We start from the raw sequence: 20318 nt of genomic DNA on the forward strand, positions 1-20318 counted from the left end.
ATTGCCTGTATTTTTATTTTTCTTTAAATTGTTATGCCTGTATTCAGTCACTTACATTGCCATACTCAGTTTTCACTGCTTGATGGGGCTGCAGATATCTCCAAACTGATGAAGAAAGCCAAAGCAGATGGAATGCCTGCTGTTGCACTTACAGATCATGGAAATATGTTTGGGGCTTTCAAGTTTGTAGCAGAAGCCTCAAAGAATGATATTAAGCCCATTGTGGGCTGTGAATTCTATATGGTTGAAAATCGTCTCAAAAAAGAATTTTCCAAAGAAGACAAAGACGTTCGGAACCATCAATTGCTGTTAGCGAAAAACCAGGAAGGGTATAAGAATCTTGCCAAGCTATGTTCGTTGGGCTATATGGAAGGTCTTTATAGCAAGTGGCCTCGTATTGATAAAGAGATATTATTGAAGTACCATACAGGATTAATAGCCACAACCTGTTGTATTGGCGCAGAAGTGCCACAGGCCATCTTGCATCAGAGTGAAGAAATTGCAGAGCAAAAATTCAAATGGTGGCTGGATCTGTTTGGTGAAGATTATTATGTTGAACTGCAACGTCACAAACTGGATGACCAGGAAAAGGTAAATGCCGTATTACTTCGATTTGCAGCTAAATACAATGTAAAAGTAATTGCGTCCAATGACTCTCATTATGTAAATCAGGATGACGCCAATGCACACGATATTCTGCTCTGTGTGAACACAGGAGAATTACAAAGTAAACCTGTTTGGAAAGGAGATGGTTTTGGAGGGAAAGACTATCGATTTGGCTTTCCAAACAATGAGTTTTACTTTAAAAATACGGCAGAGATGAGCGATTTGTTCAAAGATCTGCCACAGGCAATTGACAATACAAATGAGATTGTAGACAAGATAGATACACTTAAGCTCAAGAAGGACATTCTTCTTCCTAATTTCCCTATCCCTCCAGGGTTTACAGATGGGGATGATTATTTGCACCATCTAACCTATGAAGGAGCCAAACGCCGTTACAATGGATTACCATTGGATGCAGTTGTAAAACCAGACGAAAATCTTCCGTTGCCACAAGAAGTAGTAGAACGACTTGATTTTGAACTACATACAATCAAAACGATGGGATTTGCCGGATACTTTCTGATTGTATCCGATTTTATCAAGGCTGGTCGGGAACTAGGTGTAATGATTGGACCTGGCCGGGGGTCAGCCGCAGGTTCAGCTGTAGCCTATTGTATTGGGATTACGAATCTGGACCCCGTGAAATATCAGTTACTATTTGAACGGTTTCTGAATCCTGACAGAAAGTCAATGCCTGATATTGATACGGATTTTGATGATGCAGGCAGGCAAAAAGTTATTGATTATGTAGTTGAAAAATATGGACGCAATCAGGTTGCCCAGATTATTACGTATGGTACAATGGCGACTAAATCAGCCATTAAAGATGTTGCCCGGGTAATGGAATATCCATTAATGGACACCAATATTCTTACCAAACTAATTCCAGACAAACCAACCTATGGTATTAACTTTCAAAAGCTTATCCATATGCCGTTGGAAGATCTGGCGGATATTGTTACTCCGGATGAACTGGAAAATGTAAAAAAGGTGAGGCAGCTATATAATGGAAAAGATCTGGCTGCAACAGTACTGAGAGAAGCTGAGAAACTAGAAGGAACGGTACGAAATACAGGTATACATGCAGCAGGTATTATTATCGCGCCAGACGATTTAACAAACATTTTACCAGTTTCCACAGCAAAAGATTCAGATCTGTTAGTTACTCAGTTTGATGGAAAAGTAATTGAAGATGCAGGAGTAATCAAGATGGATTTTCTGGGATTACGAAACCTGACAATTATTCGTGATTGCCTGAATCTGATCAAGCGAAACCATGGAGTGGAGATTGAAATAGATAATATCCCATTAGATGATGTACCTACCTATGAACTGTTCCAGCGGGGTGAAACCAATGCTGTGTTCCAGTTTGAATCGGATGGTATGAAAAAATACATGAAGGATCTGAAACCTGACCGGTTTGATGATCTGATTGCCATGAACGCCTTGTATCGTCCGGGTCCGATTGCCTACATTCCAAACTATGTAAACAGGAAGCATGGTCGTGAAGAGGTAACCTATGACTTACCGGAAATGGAGGAGTTTCTGAAAGATACCTATGGGATTACGGTATATCAGGAACAGGTAATGTTGCTTTCCCAGAAACTGGCTGGCTTTACCAAAGGAGATGCCGATGTTCTTCGAAAAGCGATGGGTAAGAAAGACCGTAAGACACTGGATAAACTGAAGCCACAGTTTATTAACAGTGCTAAAGCGAAAGGACTTTCAGAGAAAAAACTGGAAAAGATCTGGACTGACTGGGAAGCGTTTGCATCGTATGCCTTTAATAAGTCTCACTCTACATGTTATGCATTTGTTGCTTATCAAACCGCCTATCTGAAGACACACTATGCAGCAGAATATATGGCGGCTGTTATGACTTCCTGTTTAGGTAATATTGAAAAGATCACCTTCTTCATGGAAGAATGTAAAAGGGCAGGAATCCCTGTACTAGGACCAGATGTAAATGAAAGTAGTATTGTATTTGACGTAAATAAAGCAGGACAGATACGTTTTGGACTGGGCGCTATCAAAGGAGCCGGAGAAGCGGCCGTAGGCGATCTGATAAATGAACGGGAAACCAATGGGCCATACAAAGATATTTTTGATCTGACCAAACGAGTAAACTTACGAACAGTCAATAAAAAAACATTTGAAAGTCTAGCCTATGGTGGTGCATTTGACAGCTTTGGTCTGCATAGAGCCCAGTACTTTGCTGATAATGGAGGTACACTGATCGAAAAGGCAATCAAATTTGGGAACCAGGCTCAGTCTGAAAAAGGAAAAATTCAGCAAAGCTTGTTTGGAGGAGCAGATGGAGGCGGAGAATTACCTCCTCCCCGTGTAATGCCTTGTGAGCAGTGGACTGAAATTGAGCGGTTGAAACACGAAAAAGAAGTAGTAGGTTTCTATATTTCAGGACACCCGCTGGATCAATACCGTATTGAGATGTCACAGTTTGCCATCACTCCGATTGATCAGGTCGAGAACTTTAAAAACAGAGAAATAAACATTGCAGGTATCATTACCAAGACCGGAACCCGTATTTCCAAAAGTGGTAATCCTTTTACGATATTCACATTGGAAGACTATAATGCTTCAATGGAAATTGCATTATTTGGCGAGAATCACGTAAAATTTGCGAACTACCTGCAGGAAGGTGGCTTCATATTTATTAAAGGTAAATACGAGCCTCGTTTCTTTAACTCAACAGATCAATTTGAGTTTAAGCCACAACAAATGCAATTGTTAAGTGAAATGCGGCAAAAGCTATGTAAGGGTGTTCAACTTAGTCTGGATCTGACTACCATCAATGCAACTGTAATTAGCAAACTGGCAGATCTGGCCAAAAACTATCCGGGCGACTGTGAATTGCGTATCTCTCTTTCAGATTCTCGTGAGAAAATGCAGGTAGAAGGAAAATCCCGACTATATCGCATCAATCCAAGCAATGAGTTAATAAAGGAAATTGAAGAGATGGATGGAGTTGTGTATAAGCTAGTATGGTAAAGCAGTCTAGATCTGTCTCTATCGTATAAAAATTAGCTTAAAAACAGCCTTAAAAAAAAGCGTCTAAAAGTTTTGCGAGGCATTGCTTTTAGACGCTTTTTATTTCTTCAAAGAAGATCATTACTTCAGTTCTGTAATAAAGTTCTCTTTGCTTTTTCTGATTTTTTTCTGACTGACCAGAAAATCTTTTTCCACATCCCGATAGCCCAATGGAAGAAGAGCTACACTACGTAATCCTTTTTCTTTTAACTTCAGAAATTCATCCAGCGCTTTTGCATCAAAGCCTTCCATAGGTGTAGCATCTACTTTTTCTAATGCCGCTGCCGCAATAGCAAGACCTAATCCAATATATGCCTGTCTGGCAGCATGTTGGAAGTTTTCCTCCGCCGGACGGGCAGGATATATACGTAACAACATATTACGATATGCCTCAAATCTCTCGTTTACAGTTCCACGTTCTGCATTGGTACGATCAAAAAATTCGTTGATACGATCTTCGGTATAATTGTCCCATGCAGCAAATACCAGTAAATGAGAACCACTTACAATCTGTGGCTGACCATTAGCAATAGGTTGTATCTGTTTTTTCAACTCTGGATTTGTGATAACCAATATTTCGAAAGGTTGTAAACCAGAAGAGGTAGGGGCTAGACGGGCAGCCTCCAGAATAATGTCTACTTTTTCCTGAGGTACGATTTCCCCAGTCATTTGTTTAGTGGCATAGCGCCAGTTTAGTGCGTCAATCAGACTCATAATTTGTATGGAAGAGATAGTTTCTGATCATACAACTCAGATCATATCGAAAATGTTCGATATACTATATATTTTATAGTATATTCCTAAATAATATTAGAAAAGCGCTATTAGTTGTAAAGAGTTCTCTTTGGTAGAGTATATAGTGGGTAAAGGCAACTTGCGGTTATATCAGAGCCAAGTAGTAACTATAAACCCAATGCTGATTTCACTATCTTAGTGAAATCAGCATTGGGTTTATGGTTGAACTATCTAATCAGAATTCCAATAAAAGTTTTGGTTCATTCTGACAGAGCAGTAAGCTCTCCAAAAATAAAAAATCAACTATATTTCGATCAACTTCAGAAAATATCAGCATTCTGATTAACCCTCTTGCTTATCTAACAAAATTCTGATAATAATCAGTTATTACCAGAATTTTGATCTTTCCTATATACGACCAAAACCTAGGTTCCTATTACTTTGGTCCTCTATAAGCAAAATACTAGTATAAAAACGATATGTCTATTAGTATGTATTATCGTCTATAGATGGCTTATCTGTATTTCGGTTGGGATGTAGCACCCGTACGTTTGCACCTGGTTCATCCGGGCCATCGGTATACTTTTCCCGCATCTCCTCATGTTGTTCCGGATTGTCCAGATCTAATACCGGCTTGCTTCCTGCTTTACTTCTACCCTCTCCAGATGGTGAGCCTTTTTTAAGTGGAGAATCATTCCTGTTGGGCCCTTTTACTCGATTCTGACTCATAATCGTACATAGTTAAAATGAAAAATAGGTAACAATATGGACTCAGGTTATTTGTATTACTTGTTATCTGAATCCGGGAAATCAGATATATCTAAAACCGATGTAAAGCAGCAATGCCAATATTACTTTCTGATGTATGTGGAAGCACGTTTACATCATTCATGATATAGATTTCACCTCCATTACGCAATGTTAGCATAATCGCCTTATCGATTAAAGATTCATCATTGTCTTTACGTTCATCATGAATAGTTGCAGTCAGATTATTCTCATCAAACAGTCCCCAAACCTCGACATCATCCTTTACAAACAAGGTATCAACCCGACCTGTCACAGCAGATTCCAGAATCTGGCGCAAGTCGTGTGAAATTAATCCGCTGCCACTGCTATTTTGATATTGCGTAATACGCTTGTCTTGACGTTCAGTAAAATAATCGCCCAGCAGTTCGTTTGCCTTATGATGTATTTCGTTCTGACTAATAGTACCCAAGCTTCCTGTAATACCTTTTTCACGAAGAAATGGATAGGTGTTTACTTCATGATAGATGGGATGGTAGTATTCCACACATGCCAGTACCAAAGGTTTTTTCGATTGGGCCAGCAATTGTTTCACACCTTTATCAATTTCCCGGAAGTAATCAGCAAGCAAATGATCTTTATATTTGTTTTCTTCTTTTGCTCCCCGATGTACACTTGCTTCTCCTTGCATTCGGCCAGACTTGCTTTGTGGTTGTCCTTGACCTTCAGATTCCAGCTCATAAGGTTCCAGTATTTCGTCCATACTGGCAGGAAACAGATCCTGTGTATCAACAGGATGAATGAAATATTGATCTGCCTGAAAAAGCGAAGCTCCTTTTTGGGTAATATTAAGAATATAATATTCCGATGAGGACTGGGTAAACGCAAATAAAGGCCTCAGTCTAAACTGACTATTTATCTCACATAAATCATTGAATGGAATTGGGCTTTGAAAGTATTCAAATAACTCAGGATTCCGAAATACAGCCAAACCTTCGGTTTGATTCTTCCAGAAGTTTGTGTCATTTAATAATCCTTCCAAAGGTTTTATTAATTCATCTACCTCATTACTACGCATATCTGCACGAAGTAGCTCGTTTTTTACTTTCTGTACTTGATTTTTAAACAGAATTCTGTCCAAACCTTCATTTACCTCATCGCCTTTGCGATGTGTAGGCATATAAATAGAAATACAAGGTTTGGCATTCTGATTTGCTAACCTCAGAATAGTTTGTTTATCGATAGCCTCCATAAAATTAAATACACAAAATGATCACTTTATTTATTTTCCTGTGTAAATCACAGGTATGTAAGTTACTCTATGGGTTAAAAAAGTATGCCTGTAAAAATGAAGTTGGGTACACGCGAAAATTTTAGTTTCTTTGTTCTCAAACCTGCTGTCGTTATAACCTGTTTTTCGTTCTTCTTTTATTTTAACTAAACTAATTAGGATGCCTGTATCGAATGAACTTTATGAGAGAATGTTGCAAAACAACGAGTCTTGGGTAGAATCAAGACTTTCTCAGGACCCAGACTATTTTGATAAATTATCCAGTGGTCAGAGTCCTCATGTACTTTGGATTGGTTGTGCAGATAGTCGTGTAGGAGCAGAAGTAATTACCCAATCTGAGCCAGGCGAAATTTTTGTTCACCGGAATATTGCTAATGTAATTGTACATACAGATCTAAATGCAATGAGTGTTGTGCAGTATGCAGTAGAAGTACTTCATGTACAACATATTATTGTTTGCGGACACTATGGTTGTGGAGGTGTACTGGCAGCCATGAAACAGGAAAACTACGGTTTGGTAAATAAATGGCTACAGAATATTAAAGAAGTTTACTTCAAACATTCAGTTTTACTTGATAGCCTGAACGATGATCAGGAACGTGCCGATCGTCTGGTAGAACTAAACGTAATTACTCAGGTTTATAATCTGGCAGAAACATCTATTGTACAAAAAGCATGGGAACGCAGAGAACTTAATATTCATGGCTGGGTATTTGACATGCGCACCGGAAAGATCAAAGATTTGAATGTTAAGGTAAATGATCAGGATAGCCTCCATCCTATTTTCCGATTCAAACAACTTACTACTGATAAAACTGACGAATAACAGTTAAAACAACCTTATAAAACAAAACCTCATTCGAACAAGAGAATAGCTCTCGCCGAATGAGGTTTTTACTTGTATGAATTGATTGCTAAAAAACCTATTAAGCTTGTTTTGCAACTTGTACGTTCAGTATCAAACGAATCTCATCAGATACTACAGCTCCACCTGCCTCAGTCACAGCATCCCATGTTAAACCAAATGCTTTACGACTGATTTTACCTTTTATTTCGAAACCAGCTTTAGTGTTGCCATACAGGTCTTTCGTTGTTCCACCAAATTCCACTTCCAGTTTTACAGGTTTGGTAACTCCTTTTATAGAAAGATCACCTTCCAATGCAAACTCATCTCCACTTACTTTTTTAAAGGAAGTAGATTGGAAAGATAATTTCGGATGTTGAGCAGCATCAAAGAAATCACCAGACTTTAAGTGTCCGTCACGTTGCTCATTACCTGTAAAGATGCTGTCGATATCGGCTGAAAATGCTATAGAAGCATCTGAGAAATCTTCTTTGTCAGCTTCAACCTTACCTTCAAATTTCTGAAAGCTTCCTGTTACGTTTGAAATCACTAAGTGTTTAACCCGAAACTGAATTTCTGAATGCAGTGGATCAATTGCCCATGTTGCCATAGTTTTAAATATTATAAAGTGTATAAAATGAATAAGTGATAACTACTTGATGACACAAATGTATAAACATTTAATGTATATACAAATATTTTTCAAATTAATTTTCTATTAAAAAATGAGGGTATAATAGATAAAAAAATCTGCCAGACCGACAATCCGATCTGGCAGATAACATATGAAATTCAATAAGTTATAACAAATCTTATCTCTCTTTATTACGATAAGACAGTTGCTTTTTCTTTTGTTGAGGGCTTATCTTCACGGAAGGCAACCAGAAACATGATTAATACAACAACAGCAATACCGGCAGGAATTAACCAAATATGCGTCCAGTCTTTCACATTATTCACTGTATACATATCTGTAACCTTACCAGCCAGTTTAGACCCAATAAACATACCCACACCATAAGTAGCCAAAGAAATTAACCCTTGTGCTTGAGACTTTATCTTTTCACCTGCTTTTGTTTCTGTATAAATCTGGCCAGTAACAAAGAAGAAATCATAACAAACACCATGTAAAACAATTGCCAGATAAAACATCCATTCACCAGAACCCGCATCACCATAAGCAAAGAATACAAATCGGGCAATCCATGCCAACAACCCGGTTACCAATATCCATTTTACACCTAAACGGCTAAATGCAAGTGGAAGTAGTAACATAAAAATAACTTCAGAAGCCTGTCCAAGCGACATTTTATTTTCCACGTTGGTCATTCCTGCATCTGTCAAAGCAGGATTAGCCATTGCATAATAGAATGATAATGGAATACAAATAAGAATAGAAGCAATAAAGAAAATGACAAATGAACGATTCCGGAAGAGAACGAAAGCATCAGCACCTATAATCTGTGTAAAGCTAGTTGGCCCGGTAGATGTAGGCGGAGTATTTGGCAGAGCAAATGAAAACAATCCTAGAACAACAGATGAAATCATGGAGATTTGGAATATGGTAACTTTATCTCCAATATCCATAAAACCAATTATATTGGTTACGATTATCCAAGCCAGAGTTCCAAGTACACGAATGGATGGAAAATCTTTTTCCGGATTTGCCATCTGACGCATTGAAATGGATGTTGTCAAAGCAATTGTTGGAGCAAAAGACAAACAATAAGCCAACATAACCCAGAAAAACAAATCTGCATCTGTAATCTGAGTAAGATAAAACAGAAGGCCGGCGCCTAGTAAATTTAAGGTTCCTAAAACTTTTTGAGCTGCGAAATAACGGTCAGCAATCATACCTACAAAAAACGGTGCAAAAATCATTGCTACAGAAAATGCAGCATATGCACTCCCTACCTGATCACCAGTTGCATTGAGTTGTGTAAATAAATATTTGCTCATTTGTCCATACCAGGAACCCCAGACAAAGAACTGGAGAAACATCATTACCGAGAGTTGTATGCGCACTTTAGCGTTCATTGATTCAATAAAAGGTTAAAAGTGAAAGACAGAAAAGAAATAAAACAGGAGCCCAATCTACAAAAATCAGAAATACCTGCTTTTTAAAATCGTGTTAAAATTTCCTTGTATAAGGATAATTCTGAGACCTTTAAACAGGATATACACTTATTTCTACGAACCTTATCGTCAGATTATCAGCCATTAACAGAAGAAATAGACACCAAATCACCAACGCGTATAGCGGATCCTTTGCGTCCAAAGACCAGGTTCTGGCCAAATAAAATCTTATTTCCCACTTTCCGGTATGTCGCTAAAGTGCGTAACGGCTCTTTGCCAACCTTGGCAGTTTGCTGATCGGTAGTGGTCACAACACAACGGGCACAGGGCTTTACTCCATAAAAATGAGCCTCTCCTATCTGTATCTCTCGCCAGCTTTCTTCTGCATAGGGAGTCCCTCCACTTATAACCAGATTAGGCCGGAACCTGTTCATGGGTAGTTTCTCTTCCAATTTACCATTCAGATCATCCAGTGACGCTTGTCCAATCATCAGAAATGGATAGGCATCTGAAAAGCTGGTATAGTTATCGGTAACAGCATAACGTGGATCTACAGGACGAATGGAAGAATCGGGCATATAGACCAGCCGACAACGGCTCCCCATATAGTCACTAAAAAATGTGTCAGCAACCGAATCGACCACAACAGCTTCACAAATATCATCCCATACCTGTACTTGAAGATGTTCGGAAGTCTGAGGTTGTAAAGGGATAGCAATTTTTTCATGAGTGTGCTTATGTGTTACCAGCAAGCTGTCATTAGATATAGACACCTGCAACAAAGCAAGTCTGGCATTACTTCGCTGTGTCAGAAACTTGTTGTTTTCATCGACAAGCATCCAGCGACGATCATATTTCAGTCCTCGCTCCTCAACAGAGGATTCGGTAACAGAAAAACCACCCAATGACTTAATAGGATAGATATAAATAGCAGACAAATGCAACGTGTCCATTAGAATAGAGAGAGATGTATGATTCCTTGCTTTATGTATGAGGATATAATTTTCCGATAATTCAGAGCAAGGTACTATTTTACGTTCACTTTATTGCTTGTTAATATTGCGGAAATATAGAAATTTGCACCAACATTCAATCTCATGGGAATAGCAAAGTCATTCAATAGTGACCGGATCTTTGGAATTACCGCCTTCCTTATCAGTGTAGGCACTTTCGTTATCTATATTTATGAAGCCCGACTGATTCAGAAACAGCAATATGCCTCTGTATTACCCTATCTGGAGATGTGGAACTCAAGTCCCAGAGAGAGTACCTACAAACTAATCCTGGTTAATAATGGTGTAGGGCCCGCGTTTATCAAAGATATTCGTGTTTATTACAAAGGCAAAGCCTATATAGGAGATCATACAGATTTTTACCAAGCTGCCATCTTTCCTAAAGACACTATTTACTCTCTGACATCTAATGTTCGGCCTGGAAGAGTGATACCCGCTGGCCAAACTATAGAGCTTATTAGTATTGAAGACTCTCAAAAGGACGCAGAGAAGATGAGAAATATTTTCGGAAATCAAACCGCAAAACTTGAAATAACGTATGCATCTGTTTATGAGGAGACCTGGAAACTGTCAGGTATGGAAAACCCTCCTCAGAAACAAGATAAATAACTATACACTAATTAACACAAACAAATCGTAGTACTCAAATACTCCTAACATACACAATGCTTGACCAGATCAAATCTCTAGCCAATCAATATTCAGAAGAAATTATCTCCAACCGGAGACACCTGCATATGCATCCGGAATTATCTTTTCACGAAAAGAAAACCGCCCGCTTTGTTGCCGACTATATCCGTCAGATAGGACTAACTCCACAGGAAGGCATAGCCGATACAGGGGTGGTTGTTTTAATAGAAGGAAAAAATCCGGAATCCAAAACAGTAGCTCTACGGGCAGATATGGATGCTTTGCCAATTACAGAAGCCAATGATGTTCCCTATAAATCGTTGAATGAAGGTGTTATGCATGCCTGCGGACATGATGTACACACTTCTTCTCTATTAGGTACAGCCAAAATATTGCATGCCTTACGGGATCAGTTTGAAGGTTCTGTGAAACTGGTTTTTCAACCAGGTGAAGAAAAAATTCCGGGAGGAGCATCTCTGATGATACGGGATGGAGTGCTGCAGAATCCGGCTCCTAATGGTATGTTTGGACAGCATGTAGCCCCTAATATTCCTGTTGGCAAGGTTGGATTTCGGGAAGGTTTGTATATGGCCAGTACCGACGAGATTTATATAAAGGTAAAAGGCAAGGGTGGTCATGGAGCTATGCCTGAGTATAACATTGACCCTGTTTTAATAGCTGCACACCTTATTGTATCTCTGCAACAGATTGTAAGTCGCAATGCACCACCAAAAATCCCATGCGTACTTTCCTTTGGAAAAGTAATTGCCAATGGTGCAACCAATGTTATTCCCAATGAAGTATATATAGAAGGTACTTTCCGAACTATGGATGAAGTATGGAGAGAGAAAGCTCATAAGACTATGGTGAAAATGGCAGAAGGGATTGTTGAAGCTATGGGCGGAAGTTGTGAGTTTGAAATTCGTAAAGGCTATCCATTTCTGAAAAACCATCCGGAACTGACTCGCCGCGCCAAAAACTATGCAATTGATTATCTGGGCGCTGAAAATGTACTGGATCTTGATATCTGGATGGCGGGAGAAGATTTTGCTTTCTATACTCAACACACAGATGCTTGTTTCTATCGCCTGGGAACACGCAATGAGGCTCGTGGTATTATTTCATCTGTACATACTCCTACTTTTGATGTGGATGAAGCCGCTCTTCCGCTTGGGGCCGGATTAATGACTTGGTTAGCACTTAACGAACTTAAAACAGTGTAGACTAGCTCTTGTAAAATGTACAAAGTTCCTCTGGTTTGTCTTGAATAATACTAACCAGAGTAGCTCTTTCTTTTTCAGATTAGCAGAGAGACATACAGATAACACAAAATTCAGTATATTGTCTGATATCAAACCAAACCCTCGTATGTCCGTTACTATTCGTCAGGCAACTCCAGCAGATGCAACTATGCTTGCAACTCTGGGAAAACAAACTTTTGAAAGCGCCTTTGCTTCACAAAATACTCCAGAGAACATGGAAGCTTATGTTTCTGAAGCCTTTACCACAGAAGCATTCACAGAAGATATTCAAGATGTGAACTCGTTGTATTATGTAGCCTATATTAATGATTCACCAGTAGGGTATGCAAAACTCCGCCAAAACAACAATCCGGAAGAATTAACGGACCCTCTGCCTATAGAACTACAACGTATTTATGTAGACCACAATCAGATAGGTACAGGAGTTGGTAAACACCTGATGGAATATTGCCTGAAAATAGCCCATCAGCAAGGATTCCAAACAATCTGGCTGGGTGTCTGGGAACATAATACGAAAGCTATTGCTTTTTATACGAAATGGGGCTTTGAAGTATTTGGCTCACATGTTTTTTTGTTAGGTGACGATCCTCAGACAGACTTACTGATGAAAAGAAGTCTATGATTATCAATAGAATTCTTCTTCCCGATTATCCTCTATTACAGGAACAGTTGTGCCCAATGATTCGATCTTTTGCTGCTGCATATACTGTTCCTCAAAAGAAGCAGCCTGCTTTACAACATAGATAGTTACCAGAATTGCTGGAATAGTGATGATTTCTCTCCCAATATTTATCATGGTCGCTCGTATCATTTCTGGATTGGCTTCATATATTCCTGCTTTTAGTCTGAAATTACTTAGTATAAACAGAATCCACCAGATACGTAAAATACCATGACTCTTCAGATCTGATGTATAAGTACCTTGAGTCTCATACCAAATCTCTTTCATAATCTTGTATGGCCAGAAAAGATTGGCAATAGGAATAAACCAGTGCCAGGCTGCTGCACTTTCAGAATTCATGATATAATTACCGCCTCTTTGAATATTATGATATGCTCTTCTAAACCACTGAATAAAAACAATAACAACAGCAACAAAAGCAATGAACATACTTAAATTAGCCAAAGAGTATAACCAATAATGTAAATTCCCTAATCTGTTACTTATTTCCTCTCCTGCTTTTACTTTATATAAAAGCCACAAATACATACTATCTACTCCAATAACAGCCAGAACGACTACCAAATACACCCAAAAGAAAAGAACCACATGGCGTGCTCTATCAGTATTATCAAGAATTGGTACCATACTTTTTTTCCACCAAGTAACGTATTATAAATCTGTAACAAAAATAAAAAACCCACATCTCTATGAAATGTAGGTTTTTAGTTGATTCCGACAATTTAGTATTTCATCAATACATTACTAATCTGGTATTATAGGTACTTTCACCTTACAATGCTTTTATGCCAGTAGCTTTTTCAGATTATCCATACTGGCTTTGATGCTTTCAAAGGGCTGAGGTGCCATATCATGCTCCACAAAGAAATATTTCATACCGGCAGTTTGGGCAGCGGCAAATATCTTCTTAAAATCTACTACACCTTGTCCTACAGGAAGTAATGTTTTAAATCCCTTATCAAAATCTTTGGCATGCCATAATGGAAAACGACCTGGATGTTTTTTAAATAATTCAACCGGATCAACTCCTGCTTTGGTCACCCAGGCCAGATCCAGTTCCATTTTCATCAGATCAGGGCTTATCTGTGAGAGGAAAATATCGTAGGGGCGCTTGCCATTTACCTGTGCAAATTCTTTATCGTGATTGTGATAGACAAACGTCAATCCTGCTTTTTTGGCAGCCTCTCCTGCTTTACTCAAAATGTCTACTGCTTCTTTTACCTCATCTTCTGTATCAATAGGAATATTGGCACATACCAGATAGGGAATCCCTCCTTCTGCTACCGAATCAACAATCTTTTGTGTATCATTTTTTAAGGTATCAAACTTGGGAAGTTTGGTAATATCAAAATTAGGATTAGGCTTCAGAGGGGCTCCCATCGCATGGTGCGATCGCCAAGCCAATCCCAGTTTCTTGGCAAGAGCTGCAAATTCTTTGGCACTCAACCCATAAAAGCCTCCTTTCATACTAAAAGCAGACTCGAGGTCTTTGTATCCCAAAGCAGCTACCTGTTTTAAGGTACCTTCTACATCTTTGTCAATGACAGACATTAGGGTATATAACTGAATGCCAACAGAATGCATTGGCTTTGCAAAAAGCTGATCAGAATAGGAAAAGGCCAGGCCTCCCATAACCAATGAGGCTGACTGCTTCAGAAAATCTCTACGATGTGACATACAAACTAAACAAAGGCGTTGGAAAAGGGTGAACGTATACCTGTACAAGAAGACAGATTCTCGAATGCGTCTATCTAACACAATGATAAGAATCTTGTTTCAGAAAACCTACAACCTTGTATTTTTTTAACTAAAACTTGTACATTTCAACATAGACATTCAGCTATTTCGTAACCTGATTGTATTATTTATCTGCAGCTTGACGCTTTTGGGCTTTTTCCTGAGCCGCTTTGATCTTCTTCAGATAAAAAACTGCCTCCTGTTCCTTTACAGGCCGAATCAAGCTCTCCGAAGTGCCGATAGCAGAAGGCATATATTCCAGGTAATTGATTTTAGTCACATCAGGAAGAAAAGAATAACATGGATTTTGTTGCCCCTCTACACATACATTTAGTTCCGACAATAAGTCCTCCCAGCTGATTTCCTCGTATGAATCAGCAGATAAGGTTAAAGGAACTGCATCTAAAGCATTGCGTAACTGAACAGTAACAGGTTTGTCATCAGAACCCTTTCCCTTTTTGTAGTAAATCAATACTTTGGCCACACCACCTGAAGTTGATTGGGTGGCAGACCTTGCCTCATATGAATTAGCGTCCCACTCACTGATTTGACCTGTCATAATATCAAATTGATATGTTTGCTTCTTACGAGGTGCAGGAATTCCAATGCCAACCACTGCACTAACAACCACAGCACCTCCAACAGGCATAGGTGTACCAACCGGTACACCATAGTATGTATATCTACGACGTTCCGAAGCATATGCATCAAAGAAAAAGCCGCTTCCTTCCTGCCGAATAGGGAAATAATCTTTATCATAGTAAATATAGGCCTGACTGCCGTCTGAGAATCCCCATGCTTTTTTAAGGGTTTTATGTTTATCTTCTGCTGTTACCAGATAAGGGGTTACCTGATCCACACCAACCCACTCATCTCCTTTTCTAGGTTTACGATCTACACCAAAGGCCTGTTTGTTATCAGGGGAATTATTGCGAAAATCATCCAATGAATAATAAATTCCCTGCCAGATAGTTCCTCCCTGTAAAACAGGAAGATCCAGTAAATTCTTATCCATAGCTACAGGAGCTAAAAGCTGTTCTTCTGTAATAGCATGTACTGGATCAGCTATTTCCTTCCATGAACTTTTGGCAAACTTTACAATACACTCACTTAATGCTTTGGCAATTGTATTATCATGTGCAGTTGTAACATCAATTCCATATCTTTTTACTAAAGCAGACCCCTGAAACACTACATAAAGCGAATCTTCATGTTTAACAATAAAATCCATGACAATGGCTGCTGTTCCTATCTGTGAAGCCAGACTCATATCTTTTGTATTGCCCATTTCAGCAATAGACAACTGATTCACTTTAAGAATCACAGCAGTATAACCCTGAGTAACGGGAAGACTTCGATTAAAAAAATCCTGCAATTGAGATTCCATACCACCTTCAAGAAAGGCTGAAGTTTTGTTATCATCAAATCCACGATGTACGGTACCGATGTGTGTTTTCAATGGACGAGCATCAACAACACGAGAGATATAAAAAGGTATCCCCCGCAGAGTAGTTTCTCCCAAATCAAGCTTTTGCTTTTTTAAATTAATTTGTAAAGATCCCTGTGCATAAAGAGATGTACAGATAAACAGGAAACAAAGAGTTTGTAAAATTCGTATTCTAAACATTTTGCTAATTGACGGAAGTTAGTATTACTTTATACACTATTGTTTACTCAGGTCACCAGTCATAGTTTTTTGACTGACGGATACTTTTATTTCTGATTGCGTTCCTGAGTTGTTTTTATCTTTTTTAGAAAAAATTCTGCTTCTGAATCTTTTACAGGCCGGATAATGATATCATCATCATGGGTAGCAGAAGGCAGGTACTCCAGGTAGTTGGTCTTTGTAGCATCAGGGAAGAAGGTGTAACAAGGATTAGATCGACCATTTACACACACCTGTAACTCTGAAGAAAGATCTCCCCAGAGCACTTCCTGATACTGACCACCAGACAGTTTCACCGAAACAGTATCTGTGGTACTATTCAACTGAATGGTTACAGGTGTTGTACTCCCTTTTTCTTTCTTACAATAAAGGAGAACTTTGGTGATGGTATTTACAGAAGATTGGGTGCTCGTCATGGCATGATGGCTTGCCACATCCCAGACTTTTATCTCCCCTGTCTTTATATCAAGTTGATAGGTCTGTCTTGAGCCCTTGGAAAATGAACCTGCCAGAATTGCTGCAGTTGATGCAGCTACAGCGCCTGCAACAACACCTGTAACAACAGCTTCAGCAACACCGGAAGTAGGTGGAGTGACTATATACATATTGTTCGGAAGTGGCACAAACCCATCAAACACAAATGTATTGCCTTTTTGTACCAGTGGAAAATAGTCTTCATTGTAATAAATATAAGCTTGGCTTCCATCTGAAAAACCCCAGGCATTTTTAAGCTTGGTTTGGCTTCCATCGAATTGAATCAGATAAGGAGCTACACGATCTACACCTTCCCAGTTTTTTCCCTTACGTGGTTTAACATCCAACATGAATTTTTCAAAATTTCCAGGCTTATTGTTCAAAAATTCACTTAGAGACATGTAGATTCCTCTTTGAGGAGTATTTGTATGAAAAACAGGTAGATCTGGCAACTCAAATTTTATAGGGCTATTGGATATCAGTTGTTCATTTGTTACAATGGGGCCTTTGTAAAGAGCTTCTTTCCAGGGGCTCTTGGCAAATTTTATCATACACTTACTTAGTGCTTCTGCAATATTCTCATCATGGAAGCCTGTAACATCCATCCCATCCCGTTTGACAGAAGAAGAAATTTGAAACAGCAGGAACAAAGAGTCATTTCGGAAAACAATAAAATCCAATTCAGCAAATGCGGTAGCTGTTTCCATTGTAGGTGTCCTTTTTTCCGCAATGACCAACTGATTTACTTTCACAATAACAGGTGTATATCCCTGTTTAGCAGCAAGTCCCCGATCAAAGAAGTCCTGTAATTGTGGTTCAAGGCTCCCGACAAAGGAGGCAGGCGCATTTCTGTTAAACACTCCACGTTGCACAATCCCGATAGTTTCTTTATCGGAACGAGCATCTACGACTCTGGCAATGTAAAAGGTTTTATTCTGAAATGTACTGGAACCTAAATCCAGCTTTTTTCTGTGTAAATTGATCAATAAAGAATCCTGTGCATACAGGGAAAATACAGAGAAAAACAGAAAGCTAGTTTGAAGAATTTGTATACGTGTCATTTTTAGAAATACCAGAGACTGAGTGTTTGTGGTGTTATATCTTTTGCAAAGGTTCTACAAAAAACAATGTTTGTTAGTATTTGAAATACATAAAAAATAAACACGCACAAATAATTTCTTCATATCATATCATATCATATTCAACCTATCCATTATATTGATAATTAGCCATTTACCATTATATGCACCCGAATAACATCAGCCATAAAAAAAATCTCCCTTATACTGAACAAGTCAGACATAAGGGAGAAATGGTATTGGTAATTATATTGAGCCTAGCTTAACTTCAGTTCTTCGACAATGCTGGCTACTTTGCCTTTCAGCTTTTCAAAAACGGCATCAAAGTCTTCCTTATTTTCCAGCGGCTCATTTACAGACACATAAAACTTGATTTTAGGCTCTGTACCAGAAGGACGTGCAGATACTTTTGTGCCATCAGCAGTGATAAATTGCAGCACATCTGATTTTTCCAACTCGGTTGGTTTGGTAGTTCCGTTTATCAGATCGCGATCCTGTCCGAGTTCATAGTCCAGCAGGCGTACCAATGGAGAACCTGCTACTGTTTTCGGAGGATTATTACGCATATTGTTCATCATCTGCTTAATTTCCTCAGCTCCGGATTGACCTTTCTTAGTCAGAGAAATCAATGTTTCGTAGTAGAAGCCATATTTGGCATACATCTCACGCATCATGTCAAACAAGCTAATGCCCTTATCTTTGGCATAAGCAACCAGCTCAGCAATGATAGCACAAGATGCAATGGCATCTTTATCACGAACAGCATCTCCCACCAAGTATCCGTAGCTTTCTTCTCCACCTGCGATAAATTTCTTCTCTCCTTCGTATGCTTTAATCTTTGCAGCAATGTATTTAAATCCAGTCAGCACGTTTGGACATTCTACCCCATAGTCAGCAGCCATCTTATCAATCAGATCAGTAGTTACGATGGTTTTGGCAACAAACTCTTTTCCGGTAATCTTGCCAGCCTGTTTCCATGCCTGTAACAGATAGTAGATGATTAGGCTACCTGTCTGGTTGCCATTCAGCAACTGCCATTTGCCATGGTGATTCTTTACACCAATTCCAACACGGTCACTATCCGGATCAGTAGCCAATATAAGATCCGCATCCAGTTCTGCGGCCTTCTTTAATGCCAGGCTCATCGCTTCTTTTTCTTCCGGGTTGGGGTATACTACCGTAGGAAAAGTACCATCTGGTTTTGCCTGCTCTTCTATTACATGTACATTGGTAAAACCCATTAATTCCAGCACCTGTGGCACCTGCGTAATACCTGTTCCATGAATAGGTGTGAAGACAATCTTCATGGCTTTCTGCCGTTGAATCACATCAGGGAACACTACATTACCCAGAATCATTTTCCGGTATTTCTCATCCAGTTCAGGTCCGATTTTCACAATAAGGTCCGGATTTCCGGCAAACTTGACTTCGTCCACAGACTTGATCTTCTGTACTTCACCGATGATATTCTTATCATGTGGGGCAATTACCTGTCCCCCATCATTCCAGTAAGCTTTATAGCCATTGTATTCTTTTGGATTGTGCGAAGCTGTAATCACTACGCCTGAATGGCATTTCAGTTCGCGAACAGCAAATGATAACTCAGGAGTAGGACGCAATTCCGGAAACAGAAATACTTTGATGCCATTGGCAGAAAATACATCCGCAGTAATCTGAGCAAAGGTATCACTCTTGATACGACTGTCATGGGCAATAGCCACACGGATTTCTTCATTAGGATAGGTCTGCTTCAGGTAATTTGCCAATCCCTGTGTAGCCATTCCGACTGTATACTGATTCATCCGGTTGGTTCCGATACCAATAGTACCTCGCAATCCACCTGTACCAAACTCCAGATCCTTATAAAATGCATCATTCAACTCCGCATCATTATTATCGGTCAGAAGTTTATTCAGGTATGCTTTGGTATCAGCATCATAATTACCACTAAGCCATGTGTCGATTTTCTGGCGGATAGCTGTTTCCATTTTAAATAAATAAAGGTTAATAAATAGTCTCAGTATATAATGTACATTTTCTCAGCCTTAAAATAATCCTTTCAGATGTGTCTTTCACATCCGAGAAGATTGTTTTTGATCCCTTTTTGCGAATATGCAATGATTTTTTTAATATCGAAAAAGCCTGCCATGAAGAAAAAGAAAACTGTATGTTAATACGTAAAAGTAAAGGGAGTAAACACATTTTCTTACAACTTTCCCCTTTCCACTCTTATAATAAAGACATCCAGTAATCTATAAGATAATACGATTTGCTTTACCACTCACTGAGTATCATCTTTCTCAATGCATACACTACTGCAAAACATCAGAACTCTGACTAAACTAAAAAAATATCAAAATTCTGATATGTCAGTTACATACTCAGTATTCCGATAGTTTTGAAAAATGATCGGAATACTGATAGTAGG

The 20318-nt window shown here is 39.0% G+C and carries 16 protein-coding genes; 5 read left to right on the forward strand and 11 right to left on the reverse strand.

Annotated features, from left to right (window positions below):
• The first annotated feature begins 33 nt into the window (after positions 1-33).
• Positions 34-3615, forward strand: a complete 3582-nt coding sequence (dnaE, locus tag QNI15_RS32605; protein ID WP_314035980.1) for a DNA polymerase III subunit alpha — start codon at positions 34-36, stop codon at positions 3613-3615.
• A 120-nt stretch (positions 3616-3735) separates the two neighbouring features.
• Here the strand turns inward: dnaE and QNI15_RS32610 are convergent, their stop codons facing one another.
• From QNI15_RS32610 to QNI15_RS32620, 3 genes are all read right to left on the reverse strand, one after another.
• Entirely contained in the window at positions 3736-4368 is a 633-nt protein-coding gene (locus QNI15_RS32610) for a nitroreductase family protein (protein ID WP_314004005.1), read from the reverse strand.
• A 507-nt stretch (positions 4369-4875) separates the two neighbouring features.
• Positions 4876-5118, reverse strand: a complete 243-nt coding sequence (locus QNI15_RS32615; RefSeq protein ID WP_314004008.1) for a hypothetical protein — start codon at positions 5116-5118, stop codon at positions 4876-4878.
• 91 nt (positions 5119-5209) lie between these two features.
• On the reverse strand, positions 5210-6388 hold the full coding sequence (locus tag QNI15_RS32620) for a baeRF3 domain-containing protein (RefSeq protein WP_314035982.1): 1179 nt from the start codon (positions 6386-6388) through the stop codon (positions 5210-5212).
• Positions 6389-6587: 199 nt separating this feature from the next.
• Between QNI15_RS32620 and can the strand changes: the two genes are divergently transcribed.
• Positions 6588-7253, forward strand: coding sequence for a carbonate dehydratase (gene can, locus QNI15_RS32625; protein WP_314004014.1), 666 nt, complete (start codon positions 6588-6590; stop codon positions 7251-7253).
• A gap of 100 nt (positions 7254-7353) precedes the next feature.
• Here the strand turns inward: can and QNI15_RS32630 are convergent, their stop codons facing one another.
• The 3 genes from QNI15_RS32630 to QNI15_RS32640 all read right to left on the reverse strand — a co-directional run bounded on the left by QNI15_RS32630 (position 7354) and on the right by QNI15_RS32640 (position 10300).
• Positions 7354-7881, reverse strand: a complete 528-nt coding sequence (locus QNI15_RS32630) for a YceI family protein (protein ID WP_313987194.1) — start codon at positions 7879-7881, stop codon at positions 7354-7356.
• A gap of 215 nt (positions 7882-8096) precedes the next feature.
• Entirely contained in the window at positions 8097-9308 is a 1212-nt protein-coding gene (locus tag QNI15_RS32635) for a nucleoside permease (RefSeq protein WP_314004017.1), read from the reverse strand.
• 176 nt (positions 9309-9484) lie between these two features.
• Positions 9485-10300, reverse strand: coding sequence for an MOSC domain-containing protein (locus QNI15_RS32640; RefSeq protein WP_314035984.1), 816 nt, complete (start codon positions 10298-10300; stop codon positions 9485-9487).
• Positions 10301-10444: 144 nt separating this feature from the next.
• On the opposite strand from QNI15_RS32640, the gene QNI15_RS32645 reads away from it, so the two are divergent.
• The 3 genes from QNI15_RS32645 to QNI15_RS32655 all read left to right on the forward strand — a co-directional run bounded on the left by QNI15_RS32645 (position 10445) and on the right by QNI15_RS32655 (position 12874).
• Positions 10445-10969 (forward strand): hypothetical protein, encoded by a 525-nt coding sequence (locus QNI15_RS32645; protein ID WP_313987202.1) that lies wholly within the window; start codon positions 10445-10447, stop codon positions 10967-10969.
• Positions 10970-11025: 56 nt separating this feature from the next.
• Positions 11026-12213: a M20 metallopeptidase family protein gene (locus QNI15_RS32650; RefSeq protein WP_314035986.1), complete on the forward strand. Its 1188-nt coding sequence runs from the start codon at positions 11026-11028 to the stop codon at positions 12211-12213.
• Between the two features lie 145 nt (positions 12214-12358).
• Positions 12359-12874, forward strand: coding sequence for a GNAT family N-acetyltransferase (locus QNI15_RS32655; protein WP_314035987.1), 516 nt, complete (start codon positions 12359-12361; stop codon positions 12872-12874).
• A 3-nt stretch (positions 12875-12877) separates the two neighbouring features.
• Here QNI15_RS32655 and QNI15_RS32660 read toward each other — a convergent pair whose 3' ends face one another.
• The 5 genes from QNI15_RS32660 to QNI15_RS32680 form a co-directional block, all read right to left on the reverse strand.
• Positions 12878-13561, reverse strand: coding sequence for a DUF4328 domain-containing protein (locus tag QNI15_RS32660; protein ID WP_314035989.1), 684 nt, complete (start codon positions 13559-13561; stop codon positions 12878-12880).
• Between the two features lie 156 nt (positions 13562-13717).
• Positions 13718-14611: a sugar phosphate isomerase/epimerase family protein gene (locus QNI15_RS32665; protein ID WP_314004029.1), complete on the reverse strand. Its 894-nt coding sequence runs from the start codon at positions 14609-14611 to the stop codon at positions 13718-13720.
• Between the two features lie 184 nt (positions 14612-14795).
• Positions 14796-16298 (reverse strand): hypothetical protein, encoded by a 1503-nt coding sequence (locus QNI15_RS32670; RefSeq protein ID WP_314035991.1) that lies wholly within the window; start codon positions 16296-16298, stop codon positions 14796-14798.
• A gap of 86 nt (positions 16299-16384) precedes the next feature.
• Complete coding sequence (locus QNI15_RS32675; protein WP_314035993.1) at positions 16385-17872, reverse strand: hypothetical protein; 1488 nt, start codon at positions 17870-17872, stop codon at positions 16385-16387.
• A gap of 275 nt (positions 17873-18147) precedes the next feature.
• On the reverse strand, positions 18148-19878 hold the full coding sequence (locus QNI15_RS32680; protein WP_313987215.1) for a phospho-sugar mutase: 1731 nt from the start codon (positions 19876-19878) through the stop codon (positions 18148-18150).
• Positions 19879-20318: the final 440 nt, after the last annotated feature.

The organism is Xanthocytophaga flava (assembly GCF_030068545.1).
In the GTDB taxonomy this organism is placed as follows: domain Bacteria; phylum Bacteroidota; class Bacteroidia; order Cytophagales; family 172606-1; genus Xanthocytophaga; species Xanthocytophaga flava.

Coding starts and splice junctions, on each gene's coding strand:
- QNI15_RS32610 (WP_314004005.1), bottom strand. CDS start 4,368: ATGAGTCTGATTGACGCACTAAACTGGCGCTATGCCACTAAACAAATG.
- QNI15_RS32665 (WP_314004029.1), bottom strand. CDS start 14,611: ATGTCACATCGTAGAGATTTTCTGAAGCAGTCAGCCTCATTGGTTATG.
- QNI15_RS32640 (WP_314035984.1), bottom strand. CDS start 10,300: ATGGACACGTTGCATTTGTCTGCTATTTATATCTATCCTATTAAGTCA.
- QNI15_RS32670 (WP_314035991.1), bottom strand. CDS start 16,298: ATGTTTAGAATACGAATTTTACAAACTCTTTGTTTCCTGTTTATCTGT.
- QNI15_RS32650 (WP_314035986.1), top strand. CDS start 11,026: ATGCTTGACCAGATCAAATCTCTAGCCAATCAATATTCAGAAGAAATT.
- dnaE (WP_314035980.1), top strand. CDS start 34: ATGCCTGTATTCAGTCACTTACATTGCCATACTCAGTTTTCACTGCTT.
- QNI15_RS32620 (WP_314035982.1), bottom strand. CDS start 6,388: ATGGAGGCTATCGATAAACAAACTATTCTGAGGTTAGCAAATCAGAAT.
- QNI15_RS32680 (WP_313987215.1), bottom strand. CDS start 19,878: ATGGAAACAGCTATCCGCCAGAAAATCGACACATGGCTTAGTGGTAAT.
- QNI15_RS32635 (WP_314004017.1), bottom strand. CDS start 9,308: ATGAACGCTAAAGTGCGCATACAACTCTCGGTAATGATGTTTCTCCAG.
- QNI15_RS32660 (WP_314035989.1), bottom strand. CDS start 13,561: ATGGTACCAATTCTTGATAATACTGATAGAGCACGCCATGTGGTTCTT.
- QNI15_RS32630 (WP_313987194.1), bottom strand. CDS start 7,881: ATGGCAACATGGGCAATTGATCCACTGCATTCAGAAATTCAGTTTCGG.
- can (WP_314004014.1), top strand. CDS start 6,588: ATGCCTGTATCGAATGAACTTTATGAGAGAATGTTGCAAAACAACGAG.
- QNI15_RS32675 (WP_314035993.1), bottom strand. CDS start 17,872: ATGACACGTATACAAATTCTTCAAACTAGCTTTCTGTTTTTCTCTGTA.
- QNI15_RS32655 (WP_314035987.1), top strand. CDS start 12,359: ATGTCCGTTACTATTCGTCAGGCAACTCCAGCAGATGCAACTATGCTT.
- QNI15_RS32645 (WP_313987202.1), top strand. CDS start 10,445: ATGGGAATAGCAAAGTCATTCAATAGTGACCGGATCTTTGGAATTACC.
- QNI15_RS32615 (WP_314004008.1), bottom strand. CDS start 5,118: ATGAGTCAGAATCGAGTAAAAGGGCCCAACAGGAATGATTCTCCACTT.